Source organism: Citrobacter sp. Cf125 (assembly GCF_030333935.1).
GTDB lineage: Bacteria > Pseudomonadota > Gammaproteobacteria > Enterobacterales > Enterobacteriaceae > Citrobacter > Citrobacter freundii.
In genome coordinates this window covers 74,720-92,646 of record NZ_JAOWEY010000022.1, presented here as the reverse complement: position 1 = coordinate 92,646, position 17,927 = coordinate 74,720, and the positions used below count along the sequence as shown (strand labels likewise).

Below are 17,927 nucleotides of genomic sequence, written 5' to 3'. Positions count from 1 at the left end.
ATTGGGTTTTTTTATCAATTTAATGTTACTTAAAGGTATTCAACAAGTTAAAGGAATGCGAAATGGGAATGAGCATCAAACAGTTACGCGCGTTTTTAGCGGTAGCTCACACTCTGAATTTTGCTCATGCCAGTGAAAGACTGAACATGTCGCAACCCGCATTAAGCCTGGCGATTAAAGGACTGGAAGATTCGCTGGGCGGGGCGTTACTGTTGAGAACCACCCGCAAAGTGACTCTGACGCAGGAGGGAGAAACGCTGCTGAATATGGGGAGACAGCTGCTGGCGGACTGGGAGAATACGGAAGAAGCCATGCGCCAACGCTTTACGCTACAGCGCGGTAAAATCTCGATCGCCGCCATGCCCTCATTTGCCGCTAACGTCCTGCCATCGGTACTGAAAACGTTTCGTGATTCTTATTCTGGTATCAACGTAACGGTTCATGATGTGATCAATGAACACGTGATTGAAATGGTCAGTGAAGGGCGGGTCGAGATGGGCATAGCCTTCGAGCCGGACTATTCGGGACATCTGCATTTCACGCCGCTCGGCGTGGATCGTTTTATCGCGATTGTGCCGCCAACCTGTCGGCTGGCAGACAGGGATCGTATTGCATGGCGCGAACTGCTGACGCTGGATTTCATCACCTTGCAACGTCCGTCAGCCGTGCGGCTGATGCTGGAAGAACAACTGGTGCAAAGCGGACATACGCTGGAAGTAGCGCTGGAGAGCCATCAATTAGTAACCGTTGGCCGTCTGGTGGCTAACGGTCTGGGCGGTAGCGCCGTACCTGCACTATGCCGCACGCAAATGACAGAGTTAGGCGCAACCTGTATCGATCTGGATACGCCGGTAATCCAGCGTCGGATCGGGGTTTTGCGTTCGGCACATCATAAATTATCTACTGCTTCCGAGGTGCTGGTGGATTCACTGAAAAAGGCGTATCGCACCTGACTTTTCACTACGGCTCAGGTCATGTAACCGCCCGCCAGCAGCGAACGTCACATCCGGTATCACTTTTCAGTAATGCCTGTTTCTTCTCACAACCGCGGGTCGCTAACGGACATCTGTCACGAAAAAAACAGCCCTGTGGCAGGGTTCGATTCCCCGGGAGTTCTGTTTTCCGCAACACCAAATCTTCCGCCAGCGGCGCGCCCGTTTTAGGGACAGAGTCCAGCAATAATCGCGTGTAAGGATGGGCAGGTTGAGTGAGAACCCGCTGCGCATCGCCCAGCTCAACAATTTGCCCGAGGTACATCACCGCCACACGGTCGCTCATATGGCGGACCACCGACACGTTATGCGATATCAATACGTAGGTCAGATTTCTGCGCGCCTGAAGTGACACCAGAAGATTGAGAATTTGCGCCTGCACAGAGATATCCAGTGCTGAAGTGGGCTCATCGAGGACGATAACATCCGGCTCTGACGATAGCGCCCGGGCGATGGCAATACGCTGGCGTTGTCCACCTGAAAACGCATGCGGCAGACGGTCGAGATATTCCGGGCGGATGCCTACCTGTTGGGCTAAATCTTCAGCAAGCATGCGGCGCTCACGTTCCGGACTTCGTTTTTGGATCCATACCGGCTCAGTGATCGTGCGCCACACCGGTAAGCGAGGATCCAGCGATGAAAGAGGGTCCTGAAAGACCATTTGCATACCGTTATGCTGTTTATCACCACGGCGAGAATAGCTTCCCTGGCTGGGTTTCAGCATGCCCATCAGCAGTTGCGCCAGCGTACTTTTTCCACAACCGGATTCGCCAACAATCCCCAGCGTTTCACCCTGGCGAATCTGTAAATCCAGACCGTTGAGCGCATGCACCCGTTCCGTAACCTTGCCAAGCCAGTTTTTACGCGCAGGAAAGTTGACATGAACATCCTGCAGCGCCAGAAAAAAATCAGACATGTGTTGTCTCCAGTTGTGGATACCAGCAGGCAGATTGTTGATCTACGCCTCCCTGACTACTTAACGCAGGCGTTTCTTCACAACGAGGACCAGCGGCAAAACAGCGCTCACGAAATGCGCATCCGGCAGGTAAGCAGGTTAGGTTCGGTACGGTGCCGGGGATCGCAGGTAACAATGCGCGTGGTTCGCCGTGTTCCGGCGCGCATTTCAGCAAGCCGATGGAATAGGGATGCGTCGGACGTTGAATAACGGTTTGCGTCGGGCCACTCTCAATCACGCTCCCGGCATACATGACGTACAACCGGTCGCATAACTGTGAAACCACCGCCATATCATGACTGATAAATAACACGGCTGTTCCGCTGGCCCGTGCTTTTAACTTCAGCAAACGCAGCACCTGCAGTTGCACCGTGACGTCCAGCGCGGTGGTCGGTTCATCGGCAATAATAAGCTCTGGCTCGCACGAAAAGGCCAGCGCAATCATCACGCGTTGGCGCATCCCGCCGGAAAGCTCAAACGGAAATCGTTTCATGACCTCCGGCGCGTCCGGGATTTGCATCTCTTCGAGTAGAGCGACGGCTTTATGACGGGCATCCGTGCGGCTTAACGCCTGGTGATGGCGGATTACCTCCACCATTTGCTGGCCGATACGCCGGGTCGGATTCAGTGCCGTCATGGGCTCCTGAAAGATCATCGCGACGCGTGCGCCGCGCCATTGACGCATTTGTTTCTCACTGGCGTTGAGCACATCTTCACCCAGCAGTGAAACGCGTCCCTGGTGAATACGATAGCTTCCCTCCGGAAGCAGACGCATGGTGAGCATGGCGGTCACGGACTTACCGGAACCGGATTCACCCACCACACCAACGATTTCTCCGCGGTTGATGTGCAGTGATACATGGTTCAGCGCATGCACATCAGCTTTATAGCCGGGGAAACTCAGATGTAAATCTTCGATTTCCAGTACGGGTTGTGTCATGACTGTTTTCCTCCGGCTTTCGGATCAAGCAGATCGCGAATACCATCGCCAAAGAGATTAAAGCCCACGGCGGTAATCAGAATGGCGGCGCCGGGAAAAGCACAATACCACCACTGATCAAGCACGTAATTGCGGCCAATTGCGACCATCGCGCCCCACTCAGCGCTGGGTTGCTGCGCGCCCAGACCGATAAACCCGAGCGTGGCAGCCATCAGGATCGCACTGCCTATATCCAGCGATGCCTGCACAATGAGTGGCGGCAGAGAATTGCGTAAAATGTGCCAGCTAATCAGATGCCAGCGTGAAGCGCCGTAGGTCCGGGCAGCCTGTACATAGCTAAACTGGCGCACCACTAACGTCTGACCGCGGGCGAGGCGCACATAGAAAGGGATACGGACGATGGCAATCGCCAGCATGGCGTTAAACAGGCTGGGGCCCAGCGCGGCGGCCAACGCCATCGTCAGCACCAGCGAAGGAATGGACAGCATAATATCCATCATCCGCATAATTATCGCGTCGGCGCGCCCGCCCATGACACCCGACAAGCAGCCCAGCAGTGATCCCAATCCCCCGGCGATACCCACCACCACCAGACCCGCAACGACCGACTGCTGACTTCCTACCAGAACGCGGCTGAACAGATCGCGGCCAACTTCATCGGTACCAAACCAGTGAGCGGCTGACGGGGGCAGCAGGCGCGCACTCAAATTGATGGCATTAGGATCGTGTGGCGTTATCCACGGCGACAGCACCATCAGCAGCAGTATCAATACGATGATGACCCCGCCAACCAGCGTCAGCGGGCTACTTTTCATCATCCAGAACAGTTTGGCCCAGTCCGTGCGGCGGCGTGCTGTCTGAGGGGCGGTCGGCATTTCTTGTGTGAGCATCATTCAGCACCTCCACGTCCAATTCGAGGATCTACCCACAAATAGAGCAAATCCACCACCAGGTTAACCAGCACATAGGCGAACGAGACCACCACGGCAAATCCCATTACCGCCGGGAAGTCGAGTGCCTGAATTGAGGTCACCACCCAAGCGCCCATGCCTGGCCAGGCAAAGACCGTTTCGGTCAATACCGCACCGTAGAGCAGATCGCCCAGCGCCAGGCCGAGGACGGTGATTGATGGGATGAGAGCGTTAGGCAATGCATAGCACAGCACGATGTACCAGCCCGGTAACCCGCTGGCGCGGGCGGTACGAATGTAATCTTCACTCAGTTGCTCCAGCATGGCGGAACGAATCTGGCGGGCAACGATCCCAAGATGTACAAAAGCCAGTGTCAGCGACGGCAAAATCAGGTGCTGAAGCGCATTGAAAAAGACTTCGCCGTTGCCTTCCAGCAGTGCATCAATCAGGTAGAACCCGGTGACGTGAGCAGGTGGATCCAGCCAGTCGTCTAAACGTCCACCGCCGGGTAAAATTTGCAGATGACCGTAAAACAGCACGATAACCCCCAGCCCCAGCCAGAATGCTGGCGTGGAGATACCGGTAATTGCCATTAGCCGAACAAGGTGATCAAGCCAGCGGTTACGCCAGACCGCAGATAAAATACCCAGCGGGATACCTATCACCAGCGCCAGCAACAAAGAGCAGAAAGCCAGCTCAAGGGTAGCGGGGAAGAAAATGCGCAGTTCATCCAGTACCGGACGCCCGGTGCGAATGGAGGTGCCTAAATCGCCGTGAAAAATGTCGCTGACATAGCGAAAAAACTGGACATACAGCGGTTGATTCAGCCCCAGCTGTTGGCGAATATTTTCGACAATTTCATCGCTGGCGCGGTCGCCCGCCAACAGCCGTGCGGGGTCGCCAGGTATCAGATGTGAAATAATAAAGGTGATTACGCAAACACCGATAACCACCAGAATAAGTCCCCAGCATCGCTGGCGCAAAATACTCCAGAACGTCATTAGCTTCCCCTTGCGGAGCCAGAGCGGCTCCGCGTAAACGTGGCTTATTTACTCATGGTGGAGATATTGAAGACCTGTTCCAGCATGGGGTTGAATACAAATCCTTTGACGTCTTTGTTCATCGCCAACTGATAGTTTTTCTGGAATAAATAGACGTAGGCCGCTTCATCAATCACGATGGTTTGCGCCTGCTGGTAGTCATTGGTTCTGGCCACCTGATCGGTCGTGGCCAGCGCGCTACGCAGCAGCTTATCGACCTCACTGTTTTCATAGAACGAACGGTTACCCGGCAAGCCTTTCTTATCTGACTCAAACCAGTAGTTCATAAACATGTACGGGTCGGCAAAATCCGGACTCCAGTTGCCAATGGCAATGTCGTAATCGCCTTTGCCCACGCGGTCACGCATGGTGGCGTTCGCCAGTTTTTCCAGCTTCACCTTAATGCCCAGTTTGCCAAGGCTTGCCTGGGTAGCAAGCGCGATAGGTTCCCAGTTTGGATCATTATCTGAGTACAGGAAGCTCAGGCTTTCAGGTTTGGTGGCAACTTTGTCCCACGCTGCTTTGGCTTTGGCTTCATCGAAGCTGTACTGCATGGCCTTATCGTCAAAACCCCACATGCCTTCGGGGATTGGGCCACGCATTTGCTTTCCATTGCCGCTCAGGATCCCGTTGACCATTCCTTTATAATCGGTGGCCCACGAGATAGCGCGGCGTAAATCCACCTGATTGAGCGGGGCCTTACTGTTGTTGAGATACAGATAAGTCACGCGCAATGAGGGATAGTCCGCCACATTCACTTTGCCTTCCTGTTTTAAAGCAGCAAGCTGGTCAACAGGAAGCGCATCGGCAATGTCGATATCGCCACGGGACAGTTGCAGGCGACGGGAGGCGCTTTCACCAATGATTTTGACTGAGACGCGCTTAAACGTCGGTTTTGTACCGGCATAATGCGGGTTAGGCACCAGCACCAGTTGTTGTCCCTTTTGCCAACTCTTCAGCATGAAGGGACCAGATCCTGCCGTGTTCTGCGCCAGGAATCCGCGGGCGTCGTCTGCGGCATGCTCTTTTAAGATGGCCGGGTTAATGATTGAGGCACCGTCATTTGCCAGCGTATACAGAAACGGAGCAAACGGCTGGCTGAGGGTAAACTTCACCGTGGTGTTATCAATGGCCTCAACCTTCAGATCTTTCGGGAAAGCCTCCGCAGGTCCCTGACCAATCTTGAGCAATCGTTCGAAGGATTGCTTTACCGCATCAGCCGTCACCGGTGTTCCGTCGGCGAATTTGGCATCGTTTTTCAGGGTAAACGTCCACTCTTTCTGGTCGTCCGAGGCTTTCCAGCCGCTGGCTAAATCGCCTTCAACTTCCGTGGAACCTTTACCACCATCTGTTTTGTACTGAACCAACCGCTGGTAAGAGGGATAGGTGACCGTCCAGTCATTGTTATCTATGGTCACAGCGGGATCGAGCGTCTGCGGATCGGCGGCTTTACCAATCACTAACATATCTTTGGGAACAGCAGCCTGCGCGGCGGGCAGGGCTACCGCTAACGCAACGGCTATCAGAGCGGGGCGGAAAAAAGCGTTTAACGCAGGTGTAGTCTTCATAACCAGGCTCCAGAATTAAAGGGGATGTTGTGTTGTTATAGACGTGACAGTGTAACAATCTATTTGATCGTCAAGCAGCGGGTAACGGGCGGCATCAGGTAATTCAAAATGCCACCATTCGCTGTTAATACCGACAAAACCACCACCAAACATAATGGCATTGAGCAGCAGGCGGTTACGCTGCGCTGCCGGAGGAACAGACGGATGCCAGGCATGGGAACGGTCGTGCATTTCATCAAAACCGGCCCCCATATCAAGGAGATGGCCGCGATCGTCCATCAACGTGACGTCAATTGCCGTACCCCGACTGTGATTGGAACCAATGGCAACATCGACAACATATTGCGGGTCGGGACAGGCATTCCACAGTATCGCCTGCGCCTGCTGGGGGCGATACGCGTCGTACACCACCAGCGACAAGCCCGCCAGTTGCGCAATGCTGATGCTTTTTGCCAGCGCGGTTACCGCCTCGGTGTGCAACAGGCAACGCGCTTCCCTGTAGATAGGTGCGCCGGTAATGTTGTCGGCAGTAGCGTATTTAAGATCGATATGCAGCGACGGAAATATCACCGACAGATCGACCAGTTCTGGGAGTTCTGACATAGCACGTTTCCTGTTTATTGTTCGAATTGACCAAATTGTTGTTGTAACTGGCGATTAGTTTGCAGGCGTCCTGCGAGGGCGTCACCCAGTTGCGCCACCACCGCAGAAAGTAATAAGTTGAACAGACAGCTCACCGGTGCCAGTGAGTCCCAGAAATGTCCGGTGTCGGTTTTTACCTGAAGCAAATCAATGGAATAATCCCTGGCCCATGGGCACCACACATCGGTAATTAGCGCCAGCGGAATGCAGCGTTCAGTGGCGACACGGCAATATTGTCGCGAAATAGCGGAGTAGGCGCGCATATCGGTAATAACCACGTAAGGCTTGCTGAATCCCGAGTTCAACGACTCTACCCAACTGCCGGAAAGGCCTTCGGAGTAGCTGACTTTCGGTCGCAGATATTCCAGGTGACTAAAAAAGGCGTTAGCGATCCCGCGGGTGGACTGGATCCCGAGGATGTACACGGCTTCCGCATGCGCCAACTGCTGTGCAATGCGTAGAAACGTCTCACCCTGAGCAAGTTGGTAGACGTGGGTAATGGCGTCGATTTCCAGTAACAGCGACTGGTGCGCCCGATCTGGCAGGCTTTGTTGCTGGTGCCAGGAATCCAGTCGTTCATTCATTCCCCAGGGCTGATAAGGAACTACAGGCAGCTCACGCAGACTGGCTTTTGCATCCTCCAGGTTACGAAAGCCCAGTTTACGCAGATAACGTCCGACGGTAATGCCGCTGGTTCCGGTCGCTTTAGCGATGCCATCCGCTGTTTCAAATGGGATCTGCACAGCATGGGCTAACAGCCACCCAGCCACGCGCTTTTCGCTGGGCGTCAGCTGGCTAAAGGTTTGCTCTATGCGGGTAAATAACTCTGGTTTGGCTGTCATTACCTTCTCGCTGTTAGTTGTCTGTCAGATTCCGTATCTCTGTTAGCGAATTAACAATGCACGACGCGTGCCATGTCAGTAACAGCAGCATGCTGGCTGTTTTTGTTAAAATTCAGCTCAAATTCGTTAACTAATGATCAACATTTGTGCAGCGTAGTTCAGTTTTGGTGCAACGGCAGAGGAAGCGGGGTATGAATCTGCTGATTTCGTCGGAACGATCACATTGTGGGCAACATTTATCCCTAAGACATAAGAATCAGTAATTGAAAATATAAATTTCAGCCATATCAATAACACCAATCTTTATTCTTATGACTATAAGGGTATTATTTTTCACGAGCTACATTAACGGTGTTAAGCGCAAGTGTAGATATTATTTATATTATACATGGAGTACTACAATGAATAAATTCTCCCTTTCTACAGCAGGTATTCTGGTCGCAGCGCTGTTAACCAGTGTCAGCGTCAATGCAGCAACTGATAACGCTAAAACTGAAGTGACTCCGAAAGGCATGAACTGTCAGGAGTTTATTGATTTGAACCCACAAACTATGGCTCCGGTGGCCTTCTGGGTGCTCAATGAAGACGAAGACTTCAAAGGTGGCGATTACGTAGACTATAACGAAACCGTTACGACTGCAGTTCCTCTGACCGTTGAACTTTGTAAGAAACATCCGCAGAGCGAATTAAGTAAAATAAAAGACGAAATCAAAAAAGAATTATCTAAATAAAATTAAGCCGTTATTAAAACCCAGCCAAAGTGCTGGGTTTTGTTATTTGTGACATTGTCACTTTTTTCTTTTGCAATACTTAAGAAATCTTTATAAAGATATAAACGCCTGTGCCGATACTGGATAAAAGTTAGCCTTTTGCAGAAGGAGTTTGTATGGCCTGGTATCCTACTCGTATTTCAACGCGTTTAACCATCGGCGGCATTCTGCTGCTTGCAGTAACGACTATTGTTATCGTGGTGATTATGCTCTGGCGTGGTCAGCCGCGCGTCGTTGAAATCAACACCGCCCTGATCGAAGAAACAGGGCAAGGTTTAACCCGTCAGTTGAGTACCGTATTGTCCCGAATTGAAGGTGAGACAGTCAGCATGTCGCGACTGGCTGAAGTGTTGCCTAACGATGAATCTCTGTATCAAAGCGTCGTTCCGCATCTGATTGGTGAAGGTAAAGACTCGATTATTACCGGCGGCGGCATCTGGCCAGAACCAGACGCCTTCACCGCAGGTGTGGAGAAAAGAAGCTTTTTCTGGGCGCGTAATGCCGAAGGAAAGCTTGTCTATTCCAACGATTATAACGTCGAAGGATCAAGCGGATACCACAATGAAAGCTGGTATCAGCACGCCAAAGGGCAATCACAAAACAACTGCCTATGGTCTGATGTTTACCAGGATGCCAGTTCAGGCGTCAACATGGTGACATGCAGCGTGCCTTATCAGCAGGCGGGCAAGTTTGCCGGTGTCGCTACCACCGATATCCGTCTGGATAACGTCGCAACTTTCATGCAGCAGCAGGGCAACAGTACTGGCGGTTACGCGTTTGTGGTAGACAAGCAGGGACAAATTCTCTATTTCCCGCAGGCCGACCTGGCCAAACATAAAACCATTAACGATCTGGCGCAAAGCGCGCAGTGGCTTATCCCGGTGCAAAACGGTCTGAAATCTTTGCGCCCGACAGATGGGGTGAAGACAATAACGCTGGAAAATGATCTCATCCTGAATACAGCGTCACAGGTCATGCTGTTCCCGATGCCAGATACCGGCTGGGTCGTAGGGCTTGTGACACCAGAATCACGTATTGTCGGTCTTGCCAAAGTGATGATGCAGGACGTTCTGGAGGTATTGATCCCTATCATGACGCTGTTGCTGGTGGGATCATGGCTGGTGGTTCGTCGACTAATTTCACGTCTCGATGATACTCGTCAGGCTCTTGATGACATCGCGCAGGGAGAAGGTGATCTTACCCGTCGTCTGGATGTTCGCGGCAAAGATGAGATTTCGGCTATCGCCGAGGCGTTTAACCTGTTCGTCGATAAAATCTCGGCCATCCTGATTACCGTCAGAAGCAGTAGCACAGTGGTGGCGAATAACGCCGTTAGCCTGGCTGACAGTAATATGGAGCTTTCATCTCGCGTAACGCAGCAGGCCGCTGCGCTGGAAGAGAGTTCAGCGGCTATGGAGCAGTTAAATGCGACCGTTCATCAAAACGCCAGTAATACACAGCTGGCGGATGAGCTATCCGATAACACAGCGCAAACGGCCAACCGTTGCGGTGATGTGATGCAGGGCGTTATCTCTACGATGGATAACGTCAGCGCCTCATCCGGCAGAATGGTGGAAATTGTCGCGGTCATCGACAGCATTGCGTTCCAGACCAATATTCTCGCCCTGAATGCCGCGGTTGAAGCCGCCAGAGCGGGTGATGCTGGCAGAGGGTTTGCCGTCGTGGCCTCCGAAGTGCGCACGCTGGCTCAGCGCAGTGCCACCGCCGCCCAGGAAATTAAAGCGTTGATTGATGAATCCGTTTCTCATGTTGGTAGCGGAAGTCAGCAAATTCACACTGCCGGCGAACGTCTGGGAGAACTGGTCAGCAATGTGCGTCAGGTACGCCAGTTGATGGGGGAAATACGCGTTGCGGGTGAAGAACAGCGTAAAGGTGTTTCCGAAGTTACGCTCGCCGTTACCGAAATGGACAGCACCGTTCAGCAGAATGCCTCGTTAATTGATGATGCCGCAGCACGGACGCAGGCGCTGAAAGAGGAGGCGGAACAGCTGGCATTGCTGGTCTCTTCTTTCAGATTACCTGAGCCTTCCGTTGCCTGATAACCACATCCTATCCGGGTACAGATCTTGTGCCCGGATAATTCCAGAATAATGGTGCTTAATCACGATTTATTGATTTAACTCCTTTTTATTGTGTCTTACAAAACTTTGAATCATTCTCCGCTTAACTCTATAATATTGGGTGTAAAGTCGTTTTTATTTCAATAAGAGCCAATATTATGGATTTAACGCTCAATACAGCAGCCGATATCGTCAAACTACTTTGCGACAGATTGCGTAAGGAACGGCTCGCGCAGCAAATGACGCAGGCAGATGTTGCCGCGCGTTCAGGTGTCGGTGTGAATACCGTTTCGAATCTGGAGGCCGGTAAAAATGTAGGATTTGAGAATCTGGTCAAAGTCGCGATGGTGTTAGGCTATGGTGACGCGCTGGAGGGCTTATTCAAACCCAGGATCGACAGTCTGGATGATATTTTGCGTTACGAGAAGAGCGCGGCACGCCAGCGGGTGAAAAGGAAAAATACTGATGCCTGAGCAAGTCGATGTCTTTTATGAAGGCTGGGGTGAAAAATGGTTGTGGGGAAAACTGGTGTCTTCCTCAGCCCTGACCGGACGCCCGTTGATCGCCTTTGAATACAGTGAAGACGCTATACGTAAGGGGCTGGAGCTGTCCCGGTTAAGGTTACCGCTGAACGGTCCTCGTTTACGCAGGGATTTCCCGGCTCATCAGTTGGGATTACCAGGACCCGTGTACGATTCGCTACCTGATGGTTGGGGTATGCTGTTGATGGATCGTTTATTTAAACGCCGTGGACTCAACGCAGCGCGCATAGGACCTCTGGAGAGGTTAACCTGGGTCGGCAATAACGCAATGGGCGCCATGACGTTCCGGCCCGTTCAGTCAGATGTCGAGACGCTTTCAAAAGAGGATGTTCCTCTCGAACAACTGGCATCTGAGGTTCAGGAAGTCCTGAGCGGCGAAGGCGGGGAATTCTTGCAAAAACTGCTCCAGATGGGCGGTTCACCGCAAGGGGCCAGGCCAAAAGCGTTACTCTATCGTGACAGTGTCACGTCAAAGTTCACCACTGCGCCCCTCCCGGAGAGCGAAAGCTGGTTGATTAAATTTCCTGCCAGGCATGAGCATGCTGAGGTATGTGCCATCGAAGCGGTATATGCTGAATGTTTGCGGCAATGTGGGATCACTACGCCTGATACCGCGTATTTTAATCTGCCTGACGGGCAGGCGGCATTTGCTACCCGCCGTTTCGACCGTGACCAGTCGGTCCGTATTCCTATGCAGAGCCTGGCGGCATTTACCGGTGCAAATTACCAGATACCCGGTGCTTTAGATTACCGGGATTTTCTGCGCGCCACACAGATTTGTACCAATGATGTCAGAGAAAAAGCGAAAACGTTCGAACGCGTGGTTTTCAACGTGGCATTTAACAACCGTGATGACCATCCCAAAAACTTTGCCTATTTAATGTCAGCCGCAGGAAACTGGACTTTGGCTCCGGCTTACGACGTGACCTGGTGCGAAGGACCCGGCGGGTATCACCAAATGGACGTGCTGGGAGAAGCGCTGGATATCGAAAGAAAGCACCTGCAGCAGCTTGGCATACAGGAAGCTGAGCTATCAGCTGAGCATGTGAACGCTATAATCGACAAGATCTGCCACCATGCAACAGCGCTAAGCGTTACAGCCAAAGACAAATACGCCGATCAGATAACACAAACTACGCTGAATACGATACAGAAACAGATTAATGAAAATGTCCGCAGGTTAATGTCCCTGTGATCCAGAGACAGCCGCTACACTTAGCGAAGAATTAAATCTGAGCGAGGCAACGTTATGGCTGAATTTGTCGTGAATATGCTGAAAAACACGCCAGTTTGGGTGTATCTGCTGTTTGCCTTTCTACTGTATCGAGGGATTAAAGCCAGAACACCTGCCACTGTCACGCTGGAAAAGCTGGCGCTGATCCCCGCTATTTTTTTAGTCTGGGATATCTACGATTTAATCACTTATCGCGACCCGACCCTCATTACGTATATTCAGTGGGCGATAGGTATCCTCAGCGGCGCAATCATTGGCTACATATTAATTAACCCCGGTCGTTTGAGCCGCAGTAGCGCACCACGGAGTATTCACCGTCCGGCAGATTATTCCGCATTGCCATTTATGCTGATGGCATTCGGCGTTAAGTACGTACTTGGCGTACTTAACGCCATTTCCCCCGACGTTTTACGTCAACCCGCAATGAGCGCCCTGGCTATCATTACTGGCGGCATGTTCGCCGGAATTTTTGTGGGGAAATTTACCCGCTACGTGAGCGTCTGGCTCAGGCTTCCCGCTCAGAACAACCATTAACGTCCCCAACGATTGCGAATATAGGTCACAGCTTCCTGCGTTTGCGGTTGATTAAGGTAATCTTCGCGAAACAGGATCGTGCCGTTAATGTACGGTTCGGTCTCGTTTAAATCGAGCTGCTTTTTCAGTTCCGGCACACCGCCTTTGACCGTCCAGTCTGGCTCTTTTCTCGATGGTTCACCAACCTTATACAGCGCTACACCAATGTAGAGGCGAGTGTTGGTTGATTTCACGACATCTGCCCACCATTTTGCCAGTACATCGTAGCGCGCTGCGTCGCGGGCAAAAGGCCAGTAGAGTTGCGGTGCGATGTAATCCAGCAAGCCTTGTTGCACCCAACGGCGGGTGTCGGCATAAGATTCATCATACGCTGCCGCACCGCGCGTGTCGGAGCCCGCTGGATCGTGCGAACGGTTGCGCCATACGCCCGCAGGGCTGACACCGAATTCAACCTCAGGCTTGAGTTTCTTGATAGTCCGTGATACCTGGGCAATCAGCCGTTGCGTGTTATCTCGGCGCCAGTCAGCTTTGGAAGCGAATCCCTGGCCGTATCTTCTGAACGTCTGGCTGTCATTGAGCGCAGAGCCGGGAGACTCGGTATAGAAGTAATCATCAAACTGCACACCGTCAACAGGGTAATTCTCAACCACTTCCGCCACGATGCTGGTTATCCAGTCACGCACTTCGGGAATACCGGGGTCTAACACAAAACGCTCGCCCGCGGTGCGGATCCAGTCCCGATGCAGGACGTATACGCTGGACGGTGTTTGTGACAGCGTGCTGTTTAATTCAGTGACCGTCGAAGGTTTGGTGTTTACAGACACGCGATAGGGGTTAAGCCAGGCATGAACTTTCATTCCGCGCTTATGCGCTTCATCGAGCATAAACTGCAGCGGATCGTAACCCGGATCCTGGCCAATCGTGCCGGTCAGGGTATCTGACCACGGCAGAATCTTTGACTTCCACAATGCGGTCCCATCGGGCTTAACCTGGAAAAAAACGGTGTTAATACCAAGTCGTTTCAGGTTGTCCAGCTTATCCGTCAGCGCTTTTTGCTGCAGGCTGATGCGTACAGCAGGTGAACTGATGTTCACAGATGAGATCGGCGGCCAGTCAAGACGTGAAACCGTTGCCAGCCAGATACCACGCACCGGCTCCTTGCTTTGCTGCGGTTTACTCACCGGAGGCTGTGGCGTAATTCTGGAGCCGGGCGGTTGTGAAGAACAGCTGCCAAGTAACAACATACTGCCCACAAGTACAGCAAACCATTTCATGTTGGTCAGCGGTAGTCTGGCTCGAGAACGGGCGAGAATCTTCGCCAGTTTTTTCTGATAATTTCCTGAAAAGAAACCGGATGCTGCCATCTGATTTTGCTCTTATTTCTTCTTATTGCGGCTGTTAGCCCAGGGATCGAAGGCCGGTTCGGGAGTGTTATTTGAGGCCTGGTCATGTAGAGAGTCCAGGTACAGTGCTTCTACTTCTGCCCGTGCCCACGGCGTACGGCGCAGAAACTTCAAACTGGATTTAACGCTCGGTTCATTTTTAAAGCAGTTGATATTAATGCGTTGCGCCAGCTCAGCCCAACCATAACGTTCAACCAGGGCATTGACCTGCATTTCTAGCGTCACGCCATGTAAAGGGTCTTTAGAATTATGAGCATTCATATGAAGTCCAGTTCAGTGGTTCCAGATTTTGTCAGTAGTGAGACGGGAAGAAGGTTACAAGAAAGCAAAGCTGCCAGCAACGGCAGAAAGCGGTATGGCGCGACAAGCCGTACGTCATACCGGCAATGGATGGATCAATACTCTTTAAAAGCCAGTTCCAGACGGGCAATCAACGGTTTAAACAGGTAGCTCATCAGGGTTCGTTCACCGGTCTTGATCGTCACGCTGGCGGGCATTCCCGCTTTAATTTTGTAATCGCCCAGCAAACGCGCGCCCTCTGCTGAAACCTGTACTTCCGCAAGGTAGTAAGGCTGCTGAGTGGCTTCATCAATTAAGCGGTCCGCAGAGATAGTCAGAACCTGGGCCGGAACCGAAGGTAACAGCGCATGGTTAAGGGCAGGGAACAGCACATCAACGGTTAAACCGGGGACCAGTTTATCAATGGCATGTACGGGTATTTTGGCATCAATTTGCATCGGTTGTCCGGCGGCGACGATATCCATCAAATGTTCTCCAGGCTGAATGACGCCACCCACGGTACTGACTTTAACATCCAGCACAATACCGTTAATCGGTGAGCGGATCTCGGTGTTATCCAGTTCATGACGCGTTGATACCAATTCATCCTCCAGCATTGCCACTTCTTTTTGGTTTTCCGTCAGTTCAGACTCAACTTCACGTAAATACTGATGACGCACCTGGTAGGCTTTAATTTTTAATTCGTTCTGCTGCGATTTCAGTTTGGCAATGTTAAGAATATCTTCTGAAACGCTGCCAGATATTTCTGCTGCCTCGCGCTCCAGCACCAGTAATTGTGCTTTGGGATAATAGTTTTTTTCGCTCAGCGCCCGAATAGCCCCTAACTCCCGGTTAATCAGAGAAAACTGGTGGTCGCGATAACCTTTTATTTTATTGAGATTATCCGTCTGTCCAACCAGACCATCGAGCGTCTCCTGAATCATCGACAGTTCATCCTGAATCGTTTTGCGACGGGTATCGAAAAGTTTAGCCTGCAGATTTCTGACTTCTGATAGCCGTTTATTGCCAGAGAATTGCTGCGTCAGCGTAGTATTAAAGCGGATCACATTCAGGTCATCGCGTTCTGCTAACAGGCGATCTTCGATACTTTTTGCAGAAATATACTGGGCATTCAACGCGCTGAAACGCATTTCAAGCTGCATTTTATCCAACCGGACGAGGACCTGATTTTTCTTCACGAAGTCGCCTTCTTTGATAAAGATATCGGTTACCCGACCGCCGCTCAGATGCTGAATGGTTTTGCGGTTACTCGATACGGTTACCGTACCATCGGCGACCACGCCCGCATCTAACGGAGCTTGCACTGCCCAGAGGATAAAACTACCGACACCAAGCACAATGACGATCACGCCCCGGATAATCGGCGACCAGATATTGGTATCTACGCCAGCAGAGGCCGTGTTGTGGGGGTTCTTTTTCATCATCAAGCCTCACGTTGCTGTTCAGTCGTGGATGGAGAAGGCGTAGCCACCGGTTTCAGTACGTTGGCCTGACGCAAATGGGCAAAAACCTGATCGCGGGTACCAAACTCCTGTATAACGCCATCGTTAAGCAACAAAACCTTATTGACCACGCCGAGCAGCGTCGGGCGGTGTGAGATAATGACTGTGGTTTGTCCCTGGGTACGCAGGGCATTGATGGCTTTAACGAGTGCAAATTCGCCCGCGTCGTCAAGATTGGCATTCGGTTCATCAAGCACGATAAACGCAGGATTGTTATACACGGCGCGCGCCAGCCCGATGCGCTGCCGCTGCCCACCAGAGAGCTGGTATCCACCTGCGCCCAGCAGTGTGTCGTAACCTTGCGGCAAGCGCAGGATCATCTCATGAACGCCTGCCAGTAATGCGGCGGCGACGATAAGCTCACTGTCATTCTGCGCGAAGCGGGCAATGTTTTGTGCGATGGTACCGTCAAACAGTTCCACATCCTGCGGCAGATAGCCAATAGACGGGCCCAGCAGCGCTTTATCCCACTGGCATATATCTGCGCCATCTAATCTGACTTTCCCTGATAACGGTTTCCAGACACCAACCAGAACCTTTGCCAGCGAGGTTTTTCCTGAGGCTGAAGGGCCGATAATTCCCAGCACTTCACCTTGCTCCAGATGGAATGAGATATTACGCAGTAGCGGAGAAGGCTGGCCGGGGGCTGCAGCGAAGACGCTTTCGACGCTGATGTTGCCATTCGGACGCGGCAGGGTCAGTACCTCTTTCGGCGCCGGATACTCCTTCAGCAAGGTTGAGAGCTGATGCCACGCGCTACGAAACTGCACGAACTGCTTCCAGCTGCCAATGACTTGTTCTACCGGGTTGAGGACGCGGCCAAGAATGATCGAGGCGGCAATCATCAAGCCCGGGGTAATATGGCCGCCGATCACCAGTAAAGCCCCGGCGCCCAGCGCAATCGACTGCAGCAATACCCGCACAAAGCGGCTGAGACTGCTTAACCCGGCCGTTTTGTCGGCAATCTGTGTTTGTAGCGCCAGCACTTTGTTATGTTGCTCCTGCCAGTTGGACTTCAGGGTCGAAAGCATCCCCATCGCTTCAATGGCATCGGCGTTTTGCAGCTGTTTATTCAGTTTACTGGCATTGTTAATGGTTAAGGCGTGCGCTTGCTGAATCGGGCGCTTGGTAGAGATTTCAGATACCAGCGTCAGAATAAATAATAACGTTATTCCGCCGAGAGAAAGATATCCCAGCAGGGGATGGACCAAAAAGGCGATGAACAGATATATCGGCGTCCAGGGAATATCCAGTAAGGCGAACAGACTATTCCCGGAAAGAAACTGACGGATCTGATCCAGTTCGGCTAAAGATTGCGCCGGGTTGTTATCACCGGTAACCATCTTTCTTTTAAAGGCTGCGTTAAAGACCAGCTGACTTAGCTTTATATCCAGCCTGTTGCCAAGCCTGACCATAACCTGCGCGCGGGCAGATTCAATCATGGCAATAACGATGTACAAGCCGACAATCAATAAGGTTAACATTAACAGCGTGGTGGTATTTTTACTGACCAGCACACGATCGTAAACCTGTAGCATATAAATTGCCGGCGCCAGCATAAGCATATTAATCACACAACTAAAAAACAGCAGCATCAGAAAAGTGGGTTTCGTTCCCTTTAATGCATCATTCAGTTCTGTTGGCGTATGCTGGCGCGACATAGTCTTCTCC

General features: G+C 51.9%; 17 protein-coding genes. 6 read left to right on the top strand and 11 right to left on the bottom strand.

Annotated features, from left to right (window positions below):
- The first annotated feature begins 62 nt into the window (after positions 1-62).
- A complete protein-coding gene (locus OGV89_RS04585; protein ID WP_003020016.1) occupies positions 63-953 on the top strand; it encodes a LysR family transcriptional regulator in 891 nt (296 codons plus the stop codon).
- Positions 954-972: 19 nt separating this feature from the next.
- On the opposite strand, the gene OGV89_RS04580 is transcribed toward OGV89_RS04585, so the two are convergent.
- Genes OGV89_RS04580 through OGV89_RS04550 form a run of 7 tightly spaced genes read right to left on the bottom strand, consistent with a single transcriptional unit; the run spans position 973 to position 7,890 of the window.
- The gene (locus OGV89_RS04580) at positions 973-1,908 is read right to left on the bottom strand and encodes an ABC transporter ATP-binding protein (RefSeq protein WP_016150249.1); all 936 of its coding nucleotides are present in this window, start codon (positions 1,906-1,908) and stop codon (positions 973-975) included.
- Positions 1,901-2,887 (bottom strand): ABC transporter ATP-binding protein, encoded by a 987-nt coding sequence (locus OGV89_RS04575; RefSeq protein ID WP_003020012.1) that lies wholly within the window; start codon positions 2,885-2,887, stop codon positions 1,901-1,903. The genes OGV89_RS04580 and OGV89_RS04575 overlap by 8 nt, the downstream gene beginning before the upstream one ends.
- The gene (gene ddpC, locus OGV89_RS04570) at positions 2,884-3,780 is read right to left on the bottom strand and encodes a D,D-dipeptide ABC transporter permease (protein ID WP_003836253.1); all 897 of its coding nucleotides are present in this window, start codon (positions 3,778-3,780) and stop codon (positions 2,884-2,886) included. Before ddpC ends, OGV89_RS04575 begins: the two co-directional genes overlap by 4 nt.
- On the bottom strand, positions 3,777-4,799 hold the full coding sequence (locus tag OGV89_RS04565; protein WP_003020008.1) for an ABC transporter permease: 1,023 nt from the start codon (positions 4,797-4,799) through the stop codon (positions 3,777-3,779). Before OGV89_RS04565 ends, ddpC begins: the two co-directional genes overlap by 4 nt.
- A 44-nt stretch (positions 4,800-4,843) precedes the next feature.
- Positions 4,844-6,406, bottom strand: coding sequence for an ABC transporter substrate-binding protein (locus tag OGV89_RS04560; protein ID WP_003843680.1), 1,563 nt, complete (start codon positions 6,404-6,406; stop codon positions 4,844-4,846).
- Positions 6,407-6,421: 15 nt separating this feature from the next.
- On the bottom strand, positions 6,422-7,009 hold the full coding sequence (gene ddpX, locus OGV89_RS04555) for a D-alanyl-D-alanine dipeptidase (protein WP_003020004.1): 588 nt from the start codon (positions 7,007-7,009) through the stop codon (positions 6,422-6,424).
- Positions 7,010-7,023: 14 nt separating this feature from the next.
- Positions 7,024-7,890, bottom strand: coding sequence for a MurR/RpiR family transcriptional regulator (locus OGV89_RS04550; protein WP_003843679.1), 867 nt, complete (start codon positions 7,888-7,890; stop codon positions 7,024-7,026).
- A 401-nt stretch (positions 7,891-8,291) separates the two neighbouring features.
- Between OGV89_RS04550 and hdeB the strand changes: the two genes are divergently transcribed.
- The 5 genes from hdeB to OGV89_RS04525 all read left to right on the top strand — a co-directional run bounded on the left by hdeB (position 8,292) and on the right by OGV89_RS04525 (position 13,051).
- On the top strand, positions 8,292-8,621 hold the full coding sequence (hdeB, locus tag OGV89_RS04545) for an acid-activated periplasmic chaperone HdeB (protein ID WP_003019999.1): 330 nt from the start codon (positions 8,292-8,294) through the stop codon (positions 8,619-8,621).
- Between the two features lie 155 nt (positions 8,622-8,776).
- Positions 8,777-10,720 (top strand): methyl-accepting chemotaxis protein, encoded by a 1,944-nt coding sequence (locus OGV89_RS04540; RefSeq protein WP_049002427.1) that lies wholly within the window; start codon positions 8,777-8,779, stop codon positions 10,718-10,720.
- A gap of 179 nt (positions 10,721-10,899) precedes the next feature.
- Positions 10,900-11,214 carry a helix-turn-helix domain-containing protein gene (locus OGV89_RS04535; protein WP_003836258.1) on the top strand — a complete coding sequence of 105 codons (315 nt, stop codon included), beginning with the start codon at positions 10,900-10,902 and terminating at the stop codon, positions 11,212-11,214.
- Positions 11,207-12,478, top strand: coding sequence for a type II toxin-antitoxin system HipA family toxin (locus OGV89_RS04530; RefSeq protein WP_286558211.1), 1,272 nt, complete (start codon positions 11,207-11,209; stop codon positions 12,476-12,478). The genes OGV89_RS04535 and OGV89_RS04530 overlap by 8 nt, the downstream gene beginning before the upstream one ends.
- Before the next feature lie 54 nt (positions 12,479-12,532).
- Complete coding sequence (locus tag OGV89_RS04525) at positions 12,533-13,051, top strand: hypothetical protein (protein WP_003836260.1); 519 nt, start codon at positions 12,533-12,535, stop codon at positions 13,049-13,051.
- Here the strand turns inward: OGV89_RS04525 and OGV89_RS04520 are convergent.
- The 4 genes from OGV89_RS04520 to OGV89_RS04505 all read right to left on the bottom strand — a co-directional run bounded on the left by OGV89_RS04520 (position 13,048) and on the right by OGV89_RS04505 (position 17,917).
- The gene (locus OGV89_RS04520; RefSeq protein ID WP_057101494.1) at positions 13,048-14,415 is read right to left on the bottom strand and encodes a glycoside hydrolase family 10-like protein; all 1,368 of its coding nucleotides are present in this window, start codon (positions 14,413-14,415) and stop codon (positions 13,048-13,050) included. The two genes, OGV89_RS04525 and OGV89_RS04520, sit on opposite strands and share 4 nt — an antisense overlap.
- Before the next feature lie 12 nt (positions 14,416-14,427).
- Positions 14,428-14,715 (bottom strand): VF530 family protein, encoded by a 288-nt coding sequence (locus tag OGV89_RS04515; protein WP_003019974.1) that lies wholly within the window; start codon positions 14,713-14,715, stop codon positions 14,428-14,430.
- 134 nt (positions 14,716-14,849) lie between these two features.
- Positions 14,850-16,178, bottom strand: a complete 1,329-nt coding sequence (locus OGV89_RS04510; RefSeq protein WP_181818394.1) for an HlyD family type I secretion periplasmic adaptor subunit — start codon at positions 16,176-16,178, stop codon at positions 14,850-14,852.
- The gene (locus OGV89_RS04505; protein WP_057101496.1) at positions 16,178-17,917 is read right to left on the bottom strand and encodes a type I secretion system permease/ATPase; all 1,740 of its coding nucleotides are present in this window, start codon (positions 17,915-17,917) and stop codon (positions 16,178-16,180) included. Before OGV89_RS04505 ends, OGV89_RS04510 begins: the two co-directional genes overlap by 1 nt.
- Between the last annotated feature and the right edge of the window lie 10 nt (positions 17,918-17,927).

Excerpts from the sequence above, each read along its gene's own strand:
- OGV89_RS04585 (WP_003020016.1), top strand. The coding sequence starts at position 63 with ATGGGAATGAGCATCAAACAGTTACGCGCGTTTTTAGCGGTAGCTCAC.
- OGV89_RS04580 (WP_016150249.1), bottom strand. The coding sequence starts at position 1,908 with ATGTCTGATTTTTTTCTGGCGCTGCAGGATGTTCATGTCAACTTTCCT.
- OGV89_RS04575 (WP_003020012.1), bottom strand. The coding sequence starts at position 2,887 with ATGACACAACCCGTACTGGAAATCGAAGATTTACATCTGAGTTTCCCC.
- ddpC (WP_003836253.1), bottom strand. The coding sequence starts at position 3,780 with ATGATGCTCACACAAGAAATGCCGACCGCCCCTCAGACAGCACGCCGC.
- OGV89_RS04565 (WP_003020008.1), bottom strand. The coding sequence starts at position 4,799 with ATGACGTTCTGGAGTATTTTGCGCCAGCGATGCTGGGGACTTATTCTG.
- OGV89_RS04560 (WP_003843680.1), bottom strand. The coding sequence starts at position 6,406 with ATGAAGACTACACCTGCGTTAAACGCTTTTTTCCGCCCCGCTCTGATA.
- ddpX (WP_003020004.1), bottom strand. The coding sequence starts at position 7,009 with ATGTCAGAACTCCCAGAACTGGTCGATCTGTCGGTGATATTTCCGTCG.
- OGV89_RS04550 (WP_003843679.1), bottom strand. The coding sequence starts at position 7,890 with ATGACAGCCAAACCAGAGTTATTTACCCGCATAGAGCAAACCTTTAGC.
- hdeB (WP_003019999.1), top strand. The coding sequence starts at position 8,292 with ATGAATAAATTCTCCCTTTCTACAGCAGGTATTCTGGTCGCAGCGCTG.
- OGV89_RS04540 (WP_049002427.1), top strand. The coding sequence starts at position 8,777 with ATGGCCTGGTATCCTACTCGTATTTCAACGCGTTTAACCATCGGCGGC.
- OGV89_RS04535 (WP_003836258.1), top strand. The coding sequence starts at position 10,900 with ATGGATTTAACGCTCAATACAGCAGCCGATATCGTCAAACTACTTTGC.
- OGV89_RS04530 (WP_286558211.1), top strand. The coding sequence starts at position 11,207 with ATGCCTGAGCAAGTCGATGTCTTTTATGAAGGCTGGGGTGAAAAATGG.
- OGV89_RS04525 (WP_003836260.1), top strand. The coding sequence starts at position 12,533 with ATGGCTGAATTTGTCGTGAATATGCTGAAAAACACGCCAGTTTGGGTG.
- OGV89_RS04520 (WP_057101494.1), bottom strand. The coding sequence starts at position 14,415 with ATGGCAGCATCCGGTTTCTTTTCAGGAAATTATCAGAAAAAACTGGCG.
- OGV89_RS04515 (WP_003019974.1), bottom strand. The coding sequence starts at position 14,715 with ATGAATGCTCATAATTCTAAAGACCCTTTACATGGCGTGACGCTAGAA.
- OGV89_RS04510 (WP_181818394.1), bottom strand. The coding sequence starts at position 16,178 with ATGATGAAAAAGAACCCCCACAACACGGCCTCTGCTGGCGTAGATACC.
- OGV89_RS04505 (WP_057101496.1), bottom strand. The coding sequence starts at position 17,917 with ATGTCGCGCCAGCATACGCCAACAGAACTGAATGATGCATTAAAGGGA.